An 18,666-nucleotide genomic window follows, 5' to 3' on the forward strand; every position below is an offset into this window, starting at 1 on the left:
AGTTTCAATCTTGATGGAAAGTTGACGGCAGCCCGCGCCAGCCTGCCCGTGGCATGTGCTTTGCTACGGACTCAGTATCAAAGCCTGCACCAACCTCGAAGCAGGCCTACAGACAAAGGCGTCGTACCCTGCAATGGCCTGCATCGCTAACCCAGCGCAGCCCATCAACGGTAACGACGCTTTTTTTTGAGAAACGGTAGGTGTTGATGAACGATTCGGTCGGCAACAGCCCGGTGAATAATCCGCTGGCCTGGGTAAACGGCAGTGACGCCCCGGAAAAGAGCAGCCTCGACCTGGGTTTCATGGCGCTGACCGACTGCGCCTCACTGGTGGTTGCCGCCACCCAAGGCTTCGCGCAACCCTACGGGCTGACACTGAACCTCAAGCGCCAATCCTCCTGGGCCAACCTGCGCGACAAACTGGTCAGCGGTGAGCTGGACGCCGCCCACAGCCTGTATGGCTTGGTTTATGCCGTGCACCTGGGCATCGGCGGCGTTGCGCCGACCGACATGGCCGTGCTGATGGGGCTCAACCAGAACGGCCAGAGCATCACCTGTCCCACGGCCTGCAGCAGCAAGGCGTGACCACTCCTGAGGCATTGGACCGCCACGCGCACCAAAGCCGAACAAAACTGACGTTCGCCCAGACATTTCCCACAGGCACCCACGCCATGTGGCTGTATTACTGGCTGGCGAGCCAAGGCATTCACCCCTTGCAGGACGTCGACAGCGTGGTGGTGCCGCCACCGCAGATGGTCGCGCACCTGTAAGCCGGACGCATCGACGGGTTTTGTGTCGGCGAGCCTTGGTGTGCCAGCGCGGTCAAGCAAAACCAAGGGTTCACGCTGGCGACCATCCAGGCGATCTGGCCGAACCATCCGGAAAAGGTTCTAGGCTGCACCCAGGCCTTCGTCGATCAATACCCAAGCACCGCGCGCGTGTTGGTAATGGCGATTCTCGAAGCCAGCCGTTTTATCGAAGAAAGCCAGGAGAACCGGCGCTCCACCGCGCAATTACTCAGCGCCCGCGACTACCTCGATGCGCCGCTCGACTGCATCGAGCCACGCCTGTTGGGCGCCTATGACGACGGCCTCGGCAACCAGTGGCAAGACCCGCACGCGCTGAGGTTTTTCGGTGATGGCGAGGTGAACCTGCCTTACCTCTGCGACGGCATGTGGTTCATGACCCAGTTTCGACGTTGGGGCTTGCTGCGCGAAGACCCGGACTACCTGGGCGTCGCGCGTCAGGTGCAGCAACTGGACCTGTATCGCCAAGCCGCCGCCGTCGGGGTTGCAGCAAACGCCCAGGACATGCGCAGCAGCCAGTTGATCGACGGCAAAATTTGGGACGGCTCCAACCCTGCCGCCTACGCCCGCAGCTTCCGCCTGCACGCCATGGCGGACCACGCCAGCCGCCAGGCGCTGCGCTGACAGGAAGAATGATATGTTGCGAATCCTGTTGATCAACGATACCCCGCGCAAAGTCGGGCGCCTCAAAGCCGCGCTGACCGAGGCCGGGTTCGAGGTCATCGATGAATCCGGCCTGACCATCGACCTGCCCGCGCGCGTCGAAACGGTGCGTCCGGACGTGATCCTGATCGATACCGAGTCACCCGGGCGCGACGTCATGGAGCAAGTGGTGCTGGTCAGCCGCGATCAACCACGGCCGATCGTGATGTTTACCGACGAGCACGACCCGAACGTAAAGCGCCGGGCGATCAAGTCCGGCGTCAGTGCCTACATCCTCGAAGGCATCCAGGCCCAGCGTCTGCAGCCGATCCTGGACGTGGCCATGCCCCGCTTTGAAAGCGATCAGGCTCTGCGCGCCCAGTTCCAGGCCCGTGATCAGCTACTCGCCGAGCGCAAACGCATCGAGCTGGCCAAAGGCATGCTGATGAAAATGAAGCACTGCAATGAAGAAGAAACCTACACGCTGATGCGCCGCCAGGCCATGAGCCGCCAACAGAAACTGATCCAGGTGGCGGAGCAGATTATCGCCATGAGTGAGTTGCTAGGCTGATCTGGCGCAGCACCAAGGATCGTTCCCACGCTCCCGCGTGGGAATGCCACCAGGGATGCTCCGCGTCCCGCCATCCGCCGTACGTTTTGCATAGGTGACGCAGAGTGTCACCGGATACGTTCCCACGTAGAGCGTGGGAATGATCAGTGCGTTTTGGCGCAGCTCTTGCTGAGCATTCACCACAGGTAACCAACGACGGTTGCCCCTTCTACGACAAAGACGTCGCCCATCCGGTTTGCCCCCGCAAACCCGGTGGCGGCGTTTTTTCGTTTTGGCCCCAGCGCATGGGGCCGGTGGGGCGGCCTGAACCGGCTGTTCCATCACCCGGCTTTCTTACAAGACTCCCAACCGTTGAGGTGCGTGATGAAATCAAGCTTCTGGGAATCCGGGCACACCCCGACCCTGTTTGCCGCGTTCCTGTATTTCGACCTGAGCTTCATGGTCTGGTACCTGTTGGGCCCACTGGCGGTGCAGATTGCCGCCGAACTGCACTTGACCACTCAGCAGCGCGGCCTGGTGGTGGCGAAGAGGCCATGTGGCTGCGCGAACGCGGTGTGTCGGTGGAGTGGGTCAACGGGATTACGGCGGGCCTGGCGGGGGCCACAAATTGCGACATTCCACTGACGTTGCGCGGTATCAGCCGAGGCGTAACGCTGGTCACGGCACATACCCAAGACGACAGCAGCCTGAACTGGCGTGCACTGGCCGAGGGCGGAACGAAGGTGGTGGTGTATATGGGCGTGGCGAAGCTTGAGGAGATTCGTCAGCAACTGCTCGATGGCGCAATGGCAGCGGATATGCCGGTGCCGATGATCGAAAATGCATCGCTGCCCCAGCAGCGCGAATACCGCAGCACACTGGCACACATGCATACGGATGCTCAGGCGTTGGCCTTGAAGAGCCCGGCTATCCTGGTGATCGGCCGTGTGGCCGCCACTGATCAGGCGGCCCGGGTTGCGGTGTCAGCCAGCGCTTGAGACAAATTGCAGACGAAAAAAAGCCCGGCCTAAGCCGGGCTTTTTTCTACCACTCAGTAATTACTGAGCTTGAGCTTCAACCGACGCTTCTACGCGACGGTTAACAGCGCGGCCAGCTTCAGTTGCGTTATCAGCAACTGGGCGGGATTCGCCGTAACCTACCGCAGTAACACGGCTAGGAGCTACGCCGTCTTTAACCAGGACTTGCTTAACAGCGTCAGCACGACGCTGGGACAGCTTCTGGTTGTAGGCGTCTGGACCGATGGAGTCAGTGTGACCAGCAACTTCTACCATGGTAGTTGGGTACTGAGCCATGAAGTCGGCCAGGTTTTTCACGTCGCCGTAGCTGTTAGGCTTAACAACCGACTTGTCGAAGTCGAACTTAACGTCCAGCTCAACACGAACAACCTGAGCAACCGGAGCTTCTGGCTCTGGAACTGGCTCTGGTGCTGGTGCTGGGGTAGGAGCTGGAGCAACTGCGCCAGCGTTACCGCCGAAGTTTACGCCCAGGCCGACCAGTGCGGAGTAATCCCACTTGCCGTTGTCCAGGTTGTAGTCAGACTCAACGCCAGCCCGTGCGAACAGGTTGTTGGTGAAGTAGTACTTCACACCAGCGCCAGCGATAGCCAGGGTCGACTGATCGCGACCGCTGTGGCCGTCGACCTTAACGTTGGTACGGCTCTGGTGACCGAAACCGCCTTCTACGTATGGACGCAGGGAGTCAACACCGGCCTGACCGAAGTGGTACTGAGCAGTCACGCTGCCAGTGTCACCTTTGATCTTCTGGTTACCAGTACCGTCGTTCGAACGGGTGTGGTTGGTGGTGTCGTAGTTCAGGTTAACCGACACGTCGTCGGTAATGAAGTAACCGATGCTGGCGCCAGGGTTGTAGCCGTCTTCGATGTGCTTGACGCTATCGTTGAACTGCTTTTTGTAGAACAGCTGGCCTTCAACTGCGCCTTGGCCTTGTGCCAGTGCGCCGAAAGAAGTAGCGGCAATAAGAGTACCAATGGCCAAGCCCAAGGTGTTTTTCAGTTTCATCCGTTAAATCCCCATCTGGTGATTGTAAAACAGTCCCACAAACCGGGGGACAACTCGGCGACAAGTCTAACAGAACTTGCCTACACGTAAGAGATATTTGCCACGCACTAAGTTTCAGTCTCGCCCGCAAATTTCTCACGTAATTTATCAAGAGCACGTTTGTAACGCATTTTTGTAGCACTCAAACCCATGTGCATGATGTCAGCAATTTCCTGAAACTCCAGCTCTGCGACGAATCGTAGCACTAGAATTTCACGGTCAATCGGATTCACATGCACCAACCAGCGATCAAGTCCGCCCTTTTCCTCGGGTGTCGGCGCCTTTTCTTCAGACGCTTCCTCAAGGGGGTCCAGACTCAAAGCGTCCATCAAGCGACGCTTTCGCCGTTCCTTACGATACTGCGTGATGCACTCGTTGTACGTGATGCTATAGAGCCATGTTTTGAACTTCGATTTGCCCTCGAAGTTCTTCAGGCCGTACAGCACCTTGAGCATCACTTCCTGACAGACATCATCCGCATCTCTATCGTTCCCTAAATACCTTGAACAAACGTTGAACAGAGTGCGTTGATATCTGCGCATCAATTCTTCGTACGCGCGTGTTACGTGAAACAGCTCCGTGTGTGCGCGCGCGACCAACTCCTCATCAGAGAGCTCACGGGGGTCATAGCGCGTGGACAGCGTTTGGGCTTTATTCAAAACAAGTCGTGCCGACAGTCAGGTCAATGTCCGCTACAGCCCGGTCACCCGGGTTTGCGGCGGCGTACATTAGCAGGATTTTCCGGGTTAGCGGCTACTGACCTGCTGCTCGAGGAGAATCCGGTTGGACAGTGACACCAGGTCACCGTCATCGGTCAGCACCGTTGTCTTCACGGTACCGATCTCTTCGATTTGCCCTTCGACCTCGCCCACACGCACCTGTTGCCCAACCTGATACAGCTCACGCACATAGATTCCCGCAAGAATCTGACCGGCAATTTCCCGGCTTCCCAACCCCATGGCCAACGCAACGGCCAGACCAACGGTAATCAAAACAATCACAATCACGTGGTTGAGCAGGTCAGTTTTGACCTCCAACTGGCTGATCGCGACGGAAATACTGATGATGATCACCAGCCCCTGGGCGATTCGCCCCAGGCCCGCAGCATAGTCCAGACCCACGCCTTCAGCCGCCCCGCGCACCAGCCCATTGGCTAATTGCGCCAGTAAAACGCCTACCAGCAACACCAGCGCGCCGCCGAACACTTTCGGCAAATACAGCGCCAGCATATCGAGCGTAGCTGAAACTCGCTCAAGTCCAAGGGACTGAGCCGCAGAAACCAGAAAAATAAGTAGAACGAACCAGTAGACGATCTTCCCGATCAGGGTCGAGATCGGCACTTGCAACCCGGCACGGCCCAACAACTTGGTAAGGCCGGTGCCTGCCATCAAGCGGTCCAGACCGAGTTTGGCGAGTAATTTGGACAGCAGGGTGTCGAGCAACTTGGCCACGACAAAGCCCAGCAATACCAAGACTAGAGCACCAAACAGGTTTGGAATGAAATTCGCCACCTTGGTCCACAATGCGGTCATCGCAGTGACCAGGCTCTGGGTCCAGAGATCAAGTTCCATATTCAATCAGCCTTATCAGCAGTGCGAGCAAGAGGTTTACGACGGGAAACCGGCGAGACGTGGGCCGAACCATTGTTCAGGGCCATCATCAACGCCGGCAACCAACGACCGAGCAGACCGAACAGGTCTCCCGCCCCTACCTGACGGTTGGCGGTTTTCAACACGCGGCCCAGGCAGGCATCGTCGTCCCGGTTGGACGGCGAAGCATTCAGCATGTCACGCAAAGACTGTTCGAACGGATCGTGCATAAAGACCTCTCGCAAGTGATTTAAAAGACGAGGGTTAAATTCTTGGGGTCACATGGGCCCCTTGGTACGTTCAGCTCACATTCAGGTCAAAACCAGCGCAATCGTCGAAATAACCACCACTGCCCCAACGCAACGGCCACCATCATCAGGCACGCAATCACGAAGCCATACGGGCTGGCGGAGAACGGAATACCGCCCACATTTATACCCAGCAAACCGGTGAGAAAACTCATCGGCAGGAAGATCCCAGTGATGATCCCGAAGCGGTACATGGTGCGATTCATGCGCACGCTCAAGCGCCGGTCTTCGGCCTCAAGTACAAGCCCCACGCGCTCCCGAGCCAATTCGAGCTCTTCCAGGTAGCGGGTCAGGCTGTTGTGTAATTCATTCCAATAGTCGGCATCGTCGTCACAGAACCACGGCAATTTGATCCGCGTCAGTTGGGCAAAAATATCCCGCTGTGGGGCCAGGAAACGCTTGAGGCCCGCCGCTCGCCGACGGATCTGCAAAACGCTGCCATGCTCCGGAGTATACCGTTCGTCGGTATCAATTTTTTCTTCCTCAAAATCGACGATTTCGGATAAATCAGTGACCAGATCCTGCACTTTGTTGGTCAGGTACTGCGCCATATAAAGGATGAGTTCCGACGCGGTTTTTGGCCCCTTGCCGTCTGCCAGTTGCACCAGCAGCTCATCAGTGGCGCGCAGCGGGCGCAAGCGCAGAGAAATCACGCGACTGGCCGCAGCAAAGATACGCACCGAAACCATGTCTTCGGGCTCGGCGCCCGGGTTGAGGTTGACCCCACGCAAAAACAGCAGCAATTGCGCATCCGGCAGCGGCAACAGGCGCGGGCGGGTGTTTTCCTCCAGCAGCAAGTCGCAAGCGAATTCACTCAAGCCACTGGATTTGCGCAGCCAGGTCTGGGTCTGAGGATGGCTGCGATCCCAATGCAGCCACAGGCTTTCCTGGGGCTGCAGTTGCAAGTCGTCGAGCTCAGTCCGGGCAATCGAACGCGCACCGCCTTTACCGTCCAGCACCAGGGCATGCACCAGCCCCCATTGCGCGTTTTCTTCCTCGAACATCCTCACCCCTATCGGTTACTGCGGTTTATTCAGGCATTTTCAGCGGGCTTGGCGAGACGATCACGCCATTATTGTCGGCGTAGATGTACTCACCCGGGCGGAAAGTCACGCCGGCAAAGGTCACTACCACGTTCAAATCACCAATACCGCGCTTGTCGGTTTTCATCGGGTGCGTCGCCAGCGCTTGCACACCCAGGTCGGTCTGGGCAATGACATCGACATCACGGATGCAACCGTAGATCACCAGCCCTTCCCAACCGTTTTTGGCGGCTTTCTCGGCGATCATGTCGCCCAGCAACGCGCGACGCAGGGAACCATCGCCATCGACCACCAGCACCTTGCCGGCGCCCGGCTGGTCGGCCTGCTCCTTGACCAGGGAGTTGTCCTCGAAGCATTTGATGGTGACGATTTCGCCGCCAAAGGAGTCTCGGCCGCCGAAATTACTGAACATCGGCTCAAGCACCTGCACCAGATCGGGGTAGGCGTCGCACAAGTCGGGCGTCACGTAATGGTTCATCGAGAAACTCCTGTCGTCAAAAAAGAGGTCGAACATCCCACGGTGTACATCAGAAAAACGTGGCGCAACAGGCATTCTTTAAGGGTTCACCCGTTGGCGGCCGCCATGATCAGACTCACCTCGGCGCAACGCAATAGGCACTGCGCGACTGAATATGACCAGAAGCGTTTAACGCGTCATATCTTAGCCGCAACCACTCCCGAGTGAAACGCCCTTGGTAGAGCGCTTGTTCAAACCCCTGCAAGTACTTCGGCGTGTGCCCCGGTTAAAGGTGTCAGCGGATCTTTCAACCATCGCGCCACCATCGGCCACACCTCAGCTTGGGCGGCTTTGCTGACCAGCATCTCGACATGCCCGAAATCACCGCTAAAGCCCTGCTGGCGCCCCAGGCACAGGTATTGGCGATGCTCGGAACCGACCTGCTCAAACAACTTGCGGCACGCCCAATCCGGATCCTGCCGGTCGCCCGCCGCGCTCACCGCCAACAGCGGTACGTCGACGTCGGCCAGGCCTTTCCACCAATCTTGCTTTCCATCGCCAAAGCGACCGAACAGGCCATTCCAGCGCATGGCTTCAATCATCACGCCCGCCGGCTCGTCCTCGGGACCGCGCTTAAGCCGCGTGCCCGACACTTCGCCAAAGCGTTTCAAGAGCAAACGGCTGGTCCACTCCACCGGTGGAATTTTCAACGGCCAATGGGTACGGCTGACCTGGCAGCCAAACAGCGCCACCGAGGCCACTGCCGGCGCGCCAAGGTGTTGACCACCGAGGGCCGCCGCCAAGGCGGTGCCGCCGAGGGAATGCCCGATCCAATGCGGAATTTGCGCACTTTGCTCACGCACAAACGCACCAATGGCCGGTAAATCGTAACGCGCGTAGTCGGCGACACGATTTCTGGCGTAGTCCTGGTTACGCTTGGAAAGACCATGCCCGCGCATTTCCGGGATCCACACATCAAACCCCTGGCGCGCCAGGTAAGCGCCCAGGCCGATGCCTTTGGGCGAGTACCAGAAACGCCGATTGGAAAAACTGCCATGCAACAAAATGACCGGCGTGCCCCGGTTTTCCGGGACATCGGCCAGGCCCAAACGGGTCACGGCCAACTCGACGGTGCCGTCTGGGCTGTTACCGGGTTTGAGGCGGTACACATCTTCACTCAGGTCGCCGCGACGTTCAGCACTGATCAGGGCGACGGGAAACAGGTTGCTGCTGCTTTGCATAATGCTCTTGCACAAAAAAGGGCGGCGTCCGTAAGGAGTTCCGCCCAGTACAGATAAGAATGCCGGTCACCCTTGGCGAGTGACCGGCACTTTTGACGCGTCGACCTTAGGCGGACGCTTGGCCTTCTGCGAGGAAGAACCAGGTTTCCAGTACGGAGTCGGGGTTCAGCGAGACGCTTTCGATGCCCTGCTCCATCAGCCATTTGGCCAGGTCAGGGTGGTCGGAAGGGCCTTGGCCGCAGATACCGATGTACTTGCCGGCCTTGTTACAGGCCTGGATGGCGTTGGCCAGCAGCTTCTTGACCGCAGGGTTACGCTCATCAAACAGGTGGGCGATGATCCCTGAGTCACGGTCCAGGCCCAGGGTCAGCTGGGTCAGATCGTTGGAGCCGATGGAGAAGCCGTCGAAGAATTCCAGGAACTCCTCGGCCAGGATGGCGTTGGACGGCAGTTCGCACATCATGATTACGCGCAGGCCGTTTTCGCCACGGCTCAGGCCGTTTTCCGCCAACAGGTCGACCACCTGGCTCGCTTCGCCCAGGGTGCGTACGAACGGCACCATGATTTCGACGTTGGTCAGGCCCATCTCATTGCGCACGCGTTTGAGGGCACGGCACTCAAGCTCGAAGCAATCGCGGAAGGCTTCGCTGATGTAACGCGAGGCGCCCCGGAAGCCCAGCATCGGGTTTTCTTCTTCCGGCTCGTAAAGCTTGCCGCCGATCAGGTTAGCGTATTCGTTGGACTTGAAGTCCGACAGGCGCACGATAACCTTTTTCGGGTAGAACGCCGCCGCCAGGGTACTGATGCCTTCCACCAGTTTCTCGACGTAGAAGCCCACCGGGTCGTTGTAACCGGCGATGCGCTTGTCGACGCTTTCCTTGATGTCCGGCGGCAGGCCGTCGTAGTTCAGCAGGGCCTTGGGGTGCACGCCGATCATGCGGTTGATGATGAACTCCAGACGGGCCAGGCCCACACCAGCGTTCGGCAACTGCGCGAAATCGAAGGCACGGTCCGGGTTACCGACGTTCATCATGATCTTGAACGGCAGGTCAGGCATGGCATCGATGGAGTTTTGCTTGATGTCGAAGCCCAGTTCACCCTCAAAGATGAAACCGGTGTCGCCTTCAGCGCAGGATACCGTCACGCCCTGGCCATCTTTCAACAGCTGGGTGGCATTGCCGCAACCGACGACCGCCGGAATGCCCAGCTCACGGGCGATGATCGCCGCGTGGCACGTACGCCCGCCACGGTTGGTGACGATGGCGCTGGCGCGTTTCATCACGGGTTCCCAGTCCGGGTCGGTCATGTCGGAGACCAGCACGTCGCCTGGCTGGACTTTGTCCATTTCGGACACGTCCTTGATGATCCGCACCTTGCCGGCGCCGATGCGCTGGCCGATAGCACGGCCTTCCACCAGCACGGTGCCGGTTTCTTTCAACAAATAACGTTCCATGACATTGGCCGAGGTGCGGCTTTTCACGGTTTCAGGCCGCGCCTGCACGATGTACAGCTTGCCGTCGTCACCGTCCTTGGCCCACTCGATGTCCATCGGGCACTTGTAGTGCTTTTCGATGATCATCGCTTGTTTGGCCAATTCGCTGACTTCAGCGTCAGTCAGGCAGAAACGCGCGCGCTCGGCCTTGTCGACTTCAACGGTTTTAACCGAGCGACCGGCCTTGGCCTCGTCGCCGTAGATCATCTTGATGGCCTTGCTGCCCAGGTTGCGGCGCAGGATGGCCGGGCGGCCAGCCTCAAGGGTGTGTTTATGAACGTAGAATTCGTCCGGGTTGACCGCGCCTTGTACGACGGTTTCGCCCAGGCCGTAGGCGCCGGTGATGAATACCACGTCACGGAAGCCCGATTCGGTGTCCAGGGTGAACATCACGCCGGCGGTGCCGGTTTCCGAACGCACCATGCGCTGCACGCCGGCAGACAAAGCCACCAGTTTGTGGTCGAAACCTTGGTGTACGCGGTAGGAAATGGCGCGGTCGTTGAACAGCGAGGCAAACACTTCCTTGGCGGCGCGGATTACGTTTTCGACGCCACGGATATTCAGGAAGGTTTCTTGCTGGCCGGCAAAAGAGGCGTCCGGCAAGTCTTCGGCTGTGGCCGAGGAGCGCACGGCGACGGCCATGTCCGGGTTACCGGCCGACAGCGTGGCGAAGGCGGTACGGATTTCTTCGTTGAGCTTCTCGGGGAACTCGGCGTCCATGATCCATTTACGGATCTGGGCACCGGTCTTGGCCAGGGCATTGACGTCATCGACGTCCAGGGCGTCCAGCGCGGCGTGAATCTGAGCATTGAGGCCGCTCAGTTCGAGGAAATCGCGGTAAGCCTGAGCCGTGGTGGCGAAACCACCGGGCACCGAGACACCAGCGCCTGCAAGATTACTGATCATCTCGCCGAGGGATGCGTTCTTGCCCCCCACATGCTCTACATCATGGACGCCGAGCTTATCGAGGGAAACTACGTACTCTACCAAGGTGATCTCTCCACTTTCTGTGTTGGAAAAGCTCAGGACGCCGGCGGCTCAGTAGGAGCAAACGCCAGCGCTTGTGGCCTGGACCTGGAAAATAAGTGAGAATGCGGCCCACTGCGGGACGGCAAAATCGCGCCTATCATATCCAAGATTCGCCATCAGCTTAAGGCCTAGGGCTCAAATGAAACGATCTGCTTTCTTTATCTCCGACGGCACCGGCATCACAGCCGAAACATTGGGTCAGAGCCTGCTCGCACAGTTCGAAAACATTACCTTCGCCAAATTCACGCGGCCCTATATCGACAACGTGGATAAAGCGCGGGCCATGGTACAACAAATCAATCTGGCGGCTGAAAAAGACGGCTTTCGGCCGATCATTTTCGACACCATCGTCAATCAAGACATCCGTGAGATCCTTGCAACCTCCAATGGTTTCATGATCGACATTTTCTCCACGTTCCTGGCGCCGCTGGAACAGGAGCTGAGTGAACACTCCTCCTATTCCGTAGGAAAGTCCCATTCCATAGGGCACAACTCCAACTATATGGAGCGTATCGAGGCGGTGAACTTCGCCCTCGACAATGATGACGGCGCCCGCACTCACTACTACGACAAAGCCGATTTGATCCTGGTGGGCGTGTCCCGCTGCGGCAAGACGCCGACGTGCCTGTACATGGCCATGCAGTTCGGCATTCGCGCGGCCAACTACCCGCTGACCGAGGACGACATGGAACACCTGACGCTGCCGGCCGCCCTGCGCGCGCACCAGCACAAGCTGTTCGGCCTGACCATCGACCCGGACCGCCTCACCGCCATCCGTAACGAGCGCAAGCCCAACAGCCGCTATTCGAGCTACGCCCAGTGCGAGTTCGAAGTACGCGAGGTGGAAAATCTGTTCCGTCGCGAGAATATTGCGCACATCAATTCCACGCATTTTTCGGTGGAAGAGATTTCGGCGAAGATTTTGGTGGAGAAAGGTGTGGAGCGGCGCTTCAAATAAGCCAACGACTATGAATTTCCTGTGGCAAGCGGGCTGAGCAACTTATTTGTGGCCCGCGGGCTTGCCACGACAAGCCCGCTCGTCACAAAGAGCCGGCGTCTACAGGTGAAACCTGTCCCCACCCTGCCCCAACGCCGTCGCCAGCGCATCAAACCCCGCCCGCAACAACTGATCATCCCCCGACGTATTACAGATACTCGCCCGAATAAATTGCGGCACTGCCGTCTGTCCTACGGCAAACGCTTCGGCGGTGGCGATCAGGTAATTATTCTGCTTGAGCTCCGCCTCGATTTCCGACGCGCGCCAAGGCTCCGGTACTTCAATCCAGAAGTGCGGGCTATTAAGGTGAGTGCGGTATTCCAGGCCCGCCAACAGGTCCTGCACCAAGATTTTACGGCGGCTGATTTCGCTGATCTGCTGGCGTAGCAGGTACTCTGCCGTGCCGTTTTCGATCCACTGGGTCGCCAGTTCCAGGGTGACCGGCGTGGCCATCCAACAGGTCGAGCGCAAGGCCGCCGAAATGCGGCTGACCAGCGCCGGTGGCGCATGCACATAGCCCACCCGCAAGCCGGCGGACACTGCCTTGCTCAGGCTGCTGATCAAAATCGTACGCTCAGGCGCGAAATGGCTGAGGGGCGGCGGCCGGTCTTCTACCAATACGCCGTGGGCTTCATCCTCAAGAATCAGCAGGTTGTGCTCGCGGCACACTTTAACCAGGGCTTCCCGGCGCGCGACCGACAATACGGCCGTGGTCGGGTTCTGGATGGTAGGCGTGCAGTACAACGCCGACACCCGGTGATTACGACAGACTTCATCGAGCGCGCCCGGCAGCACGCCTTCGTCATCCATCTCCAGGCCGATCAGCCGCACGCCGAGCATGCGCGCAGCCGTGATCAGCCCAGGATAGGTAAGCTGCTCGGTCACCACCGTATCGCCCGCCCGCAGCAACGCCATCATCGCGCAGAGCAAGCCATGCTGGCCGCCATTGACGCAGATAACCTGCTCCGGAATCGGATGAAAATCACGCTGTACCAGCCATTGCGCCCCAGCCTCACGGTAGCGCGGCAACCCGGCATCCGGGGTGTAGGCGCTGATGTCCTGGAGGAACTTGGTATTGGTCGACAAGGTTTGGAAGCTCTGGGCCAGAAACACCGTCTCCAGCCCAGGAATATGCATGTTACGGCTCATGTCGAAGTAATGGCGTGGCTCCTCGCTGACGTTGCGAAAGCCTTCATCGCGTTGGCGCTCCATCCCACGCTTGCGCACGAATGTGCCGTCACCCACCCGCGCCACCACCAACCCCAGGCGTTCCAACTCACCGTAGGCGCGGCTGATGGTGCCAATGGTCACACCCAGATTGTCGGAAAGCACCCGGTGGGGCGGCAGTTTTCGTCCGGGTTCAATCAAGCCTTCGAGGATGCCCCGCTCCATCACATCGGACAGGCGCTTGTACTTCACGCCCTGACCGCTAGACAACCCCTCACGCATAATTGACACCATGTCAATATTTGTTTTGACAGTCATCATTCGCCCTAATAGTGTGCTTTTACGGGTTCAATCACCGAATGAAACAACTTAATACACAGTCAATATAGAGTTCAATTCCGGCTCAGGGAAGCAATAAACGATGCCAATGTCCGCCGTTCTTGAAAACACAACAAAAACAAAAACTCAGAAACAGTGGTTGGCCGGCTTGGTCACCAGCATGATGTTTCTTATCGTGTGCCTGAGTTGGGGTACCACGTGGCTGGGGATCAAGATCGCCGTCGAAAGCGTGCCACCGCTGACATCGGCGGGCCTGCGTTTCTTGATCGCCTTCCCGCTATTCCTGTGTTTTGCCCTGGTGCGACGCGAGCCGATTCTGTTCCCGCGAGAAAGCCGCTGGTTTTTCGTCTTCGTGACCCTTTCCTACTTCAGCGTTCCTTATTACCTGCTCAACTACGGCGAGATGCATGTCTCGTCCGGCCTGACTGCGCTGCTGTTCAGCTGCATGCCGGTGTTCATCCTGATCTTTTCCGCGCTGTTCCTGCGTGAGCGCATCTACTTTTCCCAGGTGGTCGGCATCGGCATCGGTTTCGGCAGCCTTTACATGATCATCAAGAGCCAGGGCCTGCACCTGGACCACGCCGAGTTCTTCGGAGTACTGGCGATTCTGACCGCCGCGATCATGCATGCCTTGTGCTATGTCATCACCAAGCAAAAAGGCAGCGCCATCAGCGTGATCACCTACAACACCCTGCCCATCGGCATTGCCGGGTTGATGCTGTTCGTGGCCGGCCTGTGGTTTGAAACGCCGACCTTCGAAAACATCACCCTGCGGTCCTGGAGCGCGTTGTTCTACCTGGGGCTGGTGGCATCGGTGGGCGGCTTTATCGTGTACTTCATGCTCCTCAAGCGCTTGAGCCCGATCATTCTGTCGTTCGTATTCATCATCTTCCCGGTGTTCGCGGTGATCATCGGCGCCTGGTACGAAGGCGTGGAAATTTCCCGCGACTTGATGCTGTACTCGGCCATCCTGCTGGCCGGTTTTGCGATCACCAAGTTGCCGGTTGAAAAACTCCTGGCCAAGAAAAATTGACCCTTCCACCCCTCACCCAGCAACGCGAGAGAAACATGGACGTCCTCCGCCCCGAAGCCCTGGAACAGATCTACGCCCACGCCAGCCGCAGCTACCCCGAGGAATGCTGTGGTTTTGTATTCGCCGACGGCAGCGTGTACCTGGGCAGCAATATTCAGAACGAGCTGCACCGCAAGAACCCCGAGATGTACCCGCGCAGCGCGGCCAACGGCTACACCTTTTCCGTGGCTGACACCCTACTGATGAACAAGGCGTTTCGCAGTGAGAACCCGGTGATGGTGATCTATCACTCGCACCCGGATGTGGGCGCCTATTTCAGTGACGAAGACCAGGACAAGGCACTGTTCCTGGGTGAGCCGATCTACCCCGTCAGCTATTTGGTGGTGGACGTTCGCCAGGGCCACGCCCTGGGCTCAAAGCTGTTTGCCTGGGATGGCAAGCATTTCGCTCCTCAACCCTTCAACGACCTGCACACGGAGTTGTCCATGAACGCTGTCTCTTTCCCCGATATTCTGGTTCGCGTGGCCAAGCTGCCGGAATCGACCCTTGAGAGCACCGGATCGACATTGCGCGAAGTCATTGAAAACCTCTGCAGCAGCCACCCACAGTTACGAGCCCATCTGTTTCACGAGAAGAACAACCAGCTCAAGGAACACTTCCTGTTCACTGCCGAGGAAGAACTGATCGGCGCCGACGAGCCCTTGCCGGCAAAGGCCAAAATCGAAGTGCTGCTCGCTACCTCCGGCGGCATGGACGTCGAGGGCTTAAGCAATGAAACGGCGCTTAGCAACGAAGCCGCCCTTAGCAACGAAGAGGTACAACGCTACGTACGCCACATCACCCTGCCAGGTGTCGGCCGCGAAGGTCAGTTGAACCTGAAAAAAGCCAAGGTATTGATCATCGGCACCGGCGGCCTGGGCTCGCCCATCAGCCTGTACCTGGCGGCGGCCGGCATCGGCACCCTGGGCCTGGTGGACTTTGATGTGGTGGAAAGCAGCAACCTGCAACGCCAGATCGTCCACGGCAACAGCACCCTGGGAATGCCCAAGGTCGAGTCCGCCAAGCAGCGCCTGCAAGACCTCAACCCGCACATCCAGATCAACGCGCACAACACCGCGCTCAATGCCGACAACGCCCTGGAATTGGTCGGCGCCTACGATCTGGTGATCGACGGCACCGACAATTTCGACACCCGTTATCGGGTCAACGACGCCTGCGTACAACTCGGCAAGCCCTTGGTATACGGCGCCATCTACCGCTTCGACGGGCAGATCAGCGTGCTCAACTATAAGGGTGGGCCGTGCTACCGCTGCCTGTTCCCATCAGCGCCGCCGGCCGAACTGGCGCCCAACTGCAGCGCCGGTGGCGTGATCGGCGTATTGCCGGGCGTGGTCGGGATGATCCAGGCCACCGAAGCCATCAAGTTGCTGATCGGTATTGGCGAGCCGTTGTCCGGTCGGCTGATGCGCTTTGATGCACTGGCGATGAAGTTCAGCGAAGTGCGCTTCAAGCGCCGCGCCGACTGCCCGTGCTGCTCGGAGCTGCGCCACAGCGAAACCGTGGCGCCAGCGGTCTGCGCCGATGCCATCCCGAGCCAACCTACCCTGGCCGAAGAACGCTACATCAAGCCCCGCGTGCTCAAGCAAGTGCTCGACCACCACCGCAGCGCCGACGTGTTGCTGGATGTGCGCGATGCCAGCGAACTGGAAGTGTGCAAATTGCCGGGCGTGGTGCATATCCCCCTGGCCGAACTGGATGGGCAACTCGACAGCCTCAGCCGCGACAACACCCACTACCTGATCTGCTACGCCGGCACCCGTGCCGAGCAAGCCGCAAGTACCTTACTGGCCGCCGGTTTTGCCAACACCAAGGTCCTGCAGGGTGGCATGAAACATTGGGTTCGCGACGTCGAACCCGACATGCCGTTGTACTGAGCCGAGGGCTGACCGATGTTGCATAACTCCATTCTCGACGTCATCGGCCATACGCCGATTGTGCGTCTGGCGCAGTTTTCCGAAGACCTCGGCATCGAGGTCTACGCCAAGCTGGAATCCCTCAACCCCGGAGGCAGCCACAAGGCGCGCATCGCTCTGGGCATGATCCTCGACGCCGAGCGCCGGGGCGTGTTGATGCGTGATTCCGGGCAAACCATCATCGAACCCAGCGGTGGCAACACCGGTATCGGCCTAGTGATGGCCGGTAACGTACTGGGCTACAAAGTGGTACTGGTGATCCCCGACAACTACAGCCCCGAAAAGCAGAAACTGCTGCGCCTGTACGGCGCCAAGGTGGTGCTGTCGGACAGCCGCCTGGGGAACAACTCCCACGGCGAAAAGTGCATGGAACTGCAGCTGGAAAACCCCAGCTACGTGATGCTCAACCAGCAACGCAACCGCGCCAACCCGCAAACCCATCGCGACACCACCGCACCGGAGATCCTCAGCGCCTTCGGTGAGCGGCGCGTGGACTACTTCGTCAGCGGCATCGGCACCGGCGGCCACATCACCGGGATAGGCGAAACCCTCAAGGCCGCCTGGCCGGCCATGCGCGTCATGGGCGTGGAGCCAGAGGAGTGCGACCTGCTGAAAGACCAGCACGCGCCGCACCATATCCAGGGCCTGTCGATTGGCTTGATCCCGAGCATTCTCAACGTGAACGTGATCGACGGCATGCTCAAGGTCTCGCGCCAGGCGTGCATCGACATGATGAAACGCATCATGCGTACCGACGCCATCAGCCTGGGCTTGTCCTCGGCCGCCAACATGGTCGCCATCGCCCAACTCGCCCCCGAACTGCCGCCCGAAACGGTGGTGTTGACCATGGTCTATGACAATGCTGACAGCTACCTGCCCAGTTTCGAATAACCGGTTTCCCAACCATCCAGAATGCGGGGGTGCCTCCATGGGAGGCTTTATCGACATGCAACAGCTGCACGATGAGTTGCTCACCCACCTCATCAAGACCCTGACGCCGGCGCAGATGAAGCAGTTGGAACCGCACTTGGCGCCGCTGATCCAGAACGCCGCCCAGGCGGTGGCTGAAGACTTGATCGCCTACGCCTATCGCGACCCGGCATCACGCGGGCGCGGCGAGTTGATCCTGGAATCCTACGCCTCGTTCAAGGCGGTGCTGTTTTACCGCCTCGCGCACTTAGTGTGGAATTTTCCTGACCAGACCAACGGCATGTTTTCGCGCATCGCCCTCAAGCTCAGCAACCAGGGCAAAATCCATTCCGGCGCCGAGATTCACCCCGCAGCGCGTATCGGCCGGCGCTTTGTGCTGGACCATGGCTACGGCACGGTGATCGGCGAAACCTGCGAGATCGGCAACGACTGCTACATCCTCTGCGGCGTCACCCTCGGCGCCCGGGGCATTGCCAACAACCCGGACGGCAAACGCCACCCTCGCTTGGGCAACAATGTCGAAGTCGGCTCCGGCGCCCGGGTGCTGGGGTATGTGCTGATCGGCGACAACGTCTTTATCAGCCCCTCGTGTGTCATCACCCAGGACGTGCCGGCAGGCACCAAGGTCAAGGTGGTCAACCAGGTCCAGCTGCAGAAAAACGCCGAAACCGACCACAGCAACTACCTCGGCGCCTTCGCCCTGGATGAGCGTTTGCACGTAGTCGGCGAAGTCAGCGCCAGCCACAAGGTCACGGTGCTGGACGCCGACTTTCACCCTTTGAAGGGGCTGATGCTCGAACCCACGGTGAAAGAGCGCCACCACCTGCAATTTCGCCTGTGTCGCCTCGACATCGGCGAACAGCTGCCACGCCTGCCGCTGAACCTGAAAGTCTGCGGGCCGGAATTTGAAATCACCCTGCTCTCCCCCCCTGGCTTGAGCGCGATGGTGCGCCACCTGCTGCAAGCCAGCCCACTGACTGTCGGAGGTTGAAC

At 59.0% G+C, this 18,666-nt stretch carries 16 protein-coding genes and 1 pseudogene; 8 read left to right on the forward strand and 9 right to left on the reverse strand.

Annotation, left to right across the window (positions count from 1 at the left end):
* The first annotated feature begins 206 nt into the window (after positions 1-206).
* The 3 genes and pseudogenes from KZH41_RS23085 to KZH41_RS23100 all read left to right on the forward strand — a co-directional run bounded on the left by KZH41_RS23085 (position 207) and on the right by KZH41_RS23100 (position 2,995).
* Positions 207-1,429: pseudogene (locus KZH41_RS23085) on the forward strand (CmpA/NrtA family ABC transporter substrate-binding protein).
* A 13-nt stretch (positions 1,430-1,442) separates the two neighbouring features.
* Entirely contained in the window at positions 1,443-2,018 is a 576-nt protein-coding gene (locus KZH41_RS23090) for an ANTAR domain-containing response regulator (RefSeq protein ID WP_263273793.1), read from the forward strand.
* Between the two features lie 284 nt (positions 2,019-2,302).
* Positions 2,303-2,995 carry an SAM-dependent methyltransferase gene (locus tag KZH41_RS23100; protein WP_412548782.1) on the forward strand — a complete coding sequence of 231 codons (693 nt, stop codon included), beginning with the start codon at positions 2,303-2,305 and terminating at the stop codon, positions 2,993-2,995.
* Between the two features lie 60 nt (positions 2,996-3,055).
* Here the strand turns inward: KZH41_RS23100 and KZH41_RS23105 are convergent, their stop codons facing one another.
* The 8 genes from KZH41_RS23105 to ppsA all read right to left on the reverse strand — a co-directional run bounded on the left by KZH41_RS23105 (position 3,056) and on the right by ppsA (position 11,195).
* Entirely contained in the window at positions 3,056-4,036 is a 981-nt protein-coding gene (locus KZH41_RS23105; protein ID WP_263273794.1) for an OmpA family protein, read from the reverse strand.
* Between the two features lie 107 nt (positions 4,037-4,143).
* Entirely contained in the window at positions 4,144-4,734 is a 591-nt protein-coding gene (sigX, locus tag KZH41_RS23110; protein ID WP_083357325.1) for an RNA polymerase sigma factor SigX, read from the reverse strand.
* An 87-nt stretch (positions 4,735-4,821) separates the two neighbouring features.
* Positions 4,822-5,646 carry a mechanosensitive ion channel family protein gene (locus KZH41_RS23115; RefSeq protein WP_003175519.1) on the reverse strand — a complete coding sequence of 275 codons (825 nt, stop codon included), beginning with the start codon at positions 5,644-5,646 and terminating at the stop codon, positions 4,822-4,824.
* 2 nt (positions 5,647-5,648) lie between these two features.
* Positions 5,649-5,894, reverse strand: coding sequence for a hypothetical protein (locus tag KZH41_RS23120; protein WP_005790375.1), 246 nt, complete (start codon positions 5,892-5,894; stop codon positions 5,649-5,651).
* 86 nt (positions 5,895-5,980) lie between these two features.
* Positions 5,981-6,976: a zinc transporter ZntB gene (locus tag KZH41_RS23125; RefSeq protein WP_263273795.1), complete on the reverse strand. Its 996-nt coding sequence runs from the start codon at positions 6,974-6,976 to the stop codon at positions 5,981-5,983.
* A gap of 25 nt (positions 6,977-7,001) precedes the next feature.
* Positions 7,002-7,493: a ribonuclease E activity regulator RraA gene (gene rraA, locus KZH41_RS23130; RefSeq protein ID WP_263273796.1), complete on the reverse strand. Its 492-nt coding sequence runs from the start codon at positions 7,491-7,493 to the stop codon at positions 7,002-7,004.
* Between the two features lie 230 nt (positions 7,494-7,723).
* Positions 7,724-8,713, reverse strand: coding sequence for a lysophospholipase (locus tag KZH41_RS23135; RefSeq protein ID WP_263273797.1), 990 nt, complete (start codon positions 8,711-8,713; stop codon positions 7,724-7,726).
* A 106-nt stretch (positions 8,714-8,819) separates the two neighbouring features.
* Positions 8,820-11,195, reverse strand: a complete 2,376-nt coding sequence (gene ppsA / locus KZH41_RS23140) for a phosphoenolpyruvate synthase (RefSeq protein WP_094949562.1) — start codon at positions 11,193-11,195, stop codon at positions 8,820-8,822.
* A 178-nt stretch (positions 11,196-11,373) separates the two neighbouring features.
* On the opposite strand from ppsA, the gene KZH41_RS23145 reads away from it, so the two are divergent.
* Positions 11,374-12,192 carry a pyruvate, water dikinase regulatory protein gene (locus KZH41_RS23145; protein WP_094949561.1) on the forward strand — a complete coding sequence of 273 codons (819 nt, stop codon included), beginning with the start codon at positions 11,374-11,376 and terminating at the stop codon, positions 12,190-12,192.
* 99 nt (positions 12,193-12,291) lie between these two features.
* Here the strand turns inward: KZH41_RS23145 and KZH41_RS23150 are convergent, their stop codons facing one another.
* Entirely contained in the window at positions 12,292-13,716 is a 1,425-nt protein-coding gene (locus KZH41_RS23150; protein ID WP_094949634.1) for a PLP-dependent aminotransferase family protein, read from the reverse strand.
* 160 nt (positions 13,717-13,876) lie between these two features.
* Between KZH41_RS23150 and KZH41_RS23155 the strand changes: the two genes are divergently transcribed.
* From KZH41_RS23155 to KZH41_RS23170, 4 genes are read left to right on the forward strand one after another with little or no spacing between them, the layout of a single operon-like run.
* On the forward strand, positions 13,877-14,770 hold the full coding sequence (locus KZH41_RS23155) for a DMT family transporter (protein ID WP_176462902.1): 894 nt from the start codon (positions 13,877-13,879) through the stop codon (positions 14,768-14,770).
* Positions 14,771-14,805: 35 nt separating this feature from the next.
* The gene (moeB, locus tag KZH41_RS23160) at positions 14,806-16,704 is read left to right on the forward strand and encodes a molybdopterin-synthase adenylyltransferase MoeB (RefSeq protein ID WP_094949559.1); all 1,899 of its coding nucleotides are present in this window, start codon (positions 14,806-14,808) and stop codon (positions 16,702-16,704) included.
* 15 nt (positions 16,705-16,719) lie between these two features.
* A complete protein-coding gene (locus tag KZH41_RS23165) occupies positions 16,720-17,634 on the forward strand; it encodes a PLP-dependent cysteine synthase family protein (RefSeq protein WP_094949558.1) in 915 nt (304 codons plus the stop codon).
* Positions 17,635-17,671: 37 nt separating this feature from the next.
* The gene (locus KZH41_RS23170; protein WP_263273798.1) at positions 17,672-18,664 is read left to right on the forward strand and encodes a serine O-acetyltransferase; all 993 of its coding nucleotides are present in this window, start codon (positions 17,672-17,674) and stop codon (positions 18,662-18,664) included.
* Positions 18,665-18,666: the final 2 nt, after the last annotated feature.

This window comes from Pseudomonas sp. YeP6b (genome assembly GCF_025642995.1).
In the GTDB taxonomy this organism is placed as follows: domain Bacteria; phylum Pseudomonadota; class Gammaproteobacteria; order Pseudomonadales; family Pseudomonadaceae; genus Aquipseudomonas.

Bases quoted from the DNA above. Each gene is read 5' to 3' on its own strand.
- KZH41_RS23125 (WP_263273795.1), bottom strand. From the start codon at position 6,976: ATGTTCGAGGAAGAAAACGCGCAATGGGGGCTGGTGCATGCCCTGGTG.
- KZH41_RS23115 (WP_003175519.1), bottom strand. From the start codon at position 5,646: ATGGAACTTGATCTCTGGACCCAGAGCCTGGTCACTGCGATGACCGCA.
- KZH41_RS23165 (WP_094949558.1), top strand. From the start codon at position 16,720: ATGTTGCATAACTCCATTCTCGACGTCATCGGCCATACGCCGATTGTG.
- KZH41_RS23150 (WP_094949634.1), bottom strand. From the start codon at position 13,716: ATGACTGTCAAAACAAATATTGACATGGTGTCAATTATGCGTGAGGGG.
- KZH41_RS23145 (WP_094949561.1), top strand. From the start codon at position 11,374: ATGAAACGATCTGCTTTCTTTATCTCCGACGGCACCGGCATCACAGCC.
- KZH41_RS23100 (WP_412548782.1), top strand. From the start codon at position 2,303: ATGGGGCCGGTGGGGCGGCCTGAACCGGCTGTTCCATCACCCGGCTTT.
- moeB (WP_094949559.1), top strand. From the start codon at position 14,806: ATGGACGTCCTCCGCCCCGAAGCCCTGGAACAGATCTACGCCCACGCC.
- KZH41_RS23090 (WP_263273793.1), top strand. From the start codon at position 1,443: ATGTTGCGAATCCTGTTGATCAACGATACCCCGCGCAAAGTCGGGCGC.
- KZH41_RS23135 (WP_263273797.1), bottom strand. From the start codon at position 8,713: ATGCAAAGCAGCAGCAACCTGTTTCCCGTCGCCCTGATCAGTGCTGAA.
- KZH41_RS23105 (WP_263273794.1), bottom strand. From the start codon at position 4,036: ATGAAACTGAAAAACACCTTGGGCTTGGCCATTGGTACTCTTATTGCC.
- KZH41_RS23170 (WP_263273798.1), top strand. From the start codon at position 17,672: ATGGGAGGCTTTATCGACATGCAACAGCTGCACGATGAGTTGCTCACC.
- KZH41_RS23120 (WP_005790375.1), bottom strand. From the start codon at position 5,894: ATGCACGATCCGTTCGAACAGTCTTTGCGTGACATGCTGAATGCTTCG.
- rraA (WP_263273796.1), bottom strand. From the start codon at position 7,493: ATGAACCATTACGTGACGCCCGACTTGTGCGACGCCTACCCCGATCTG.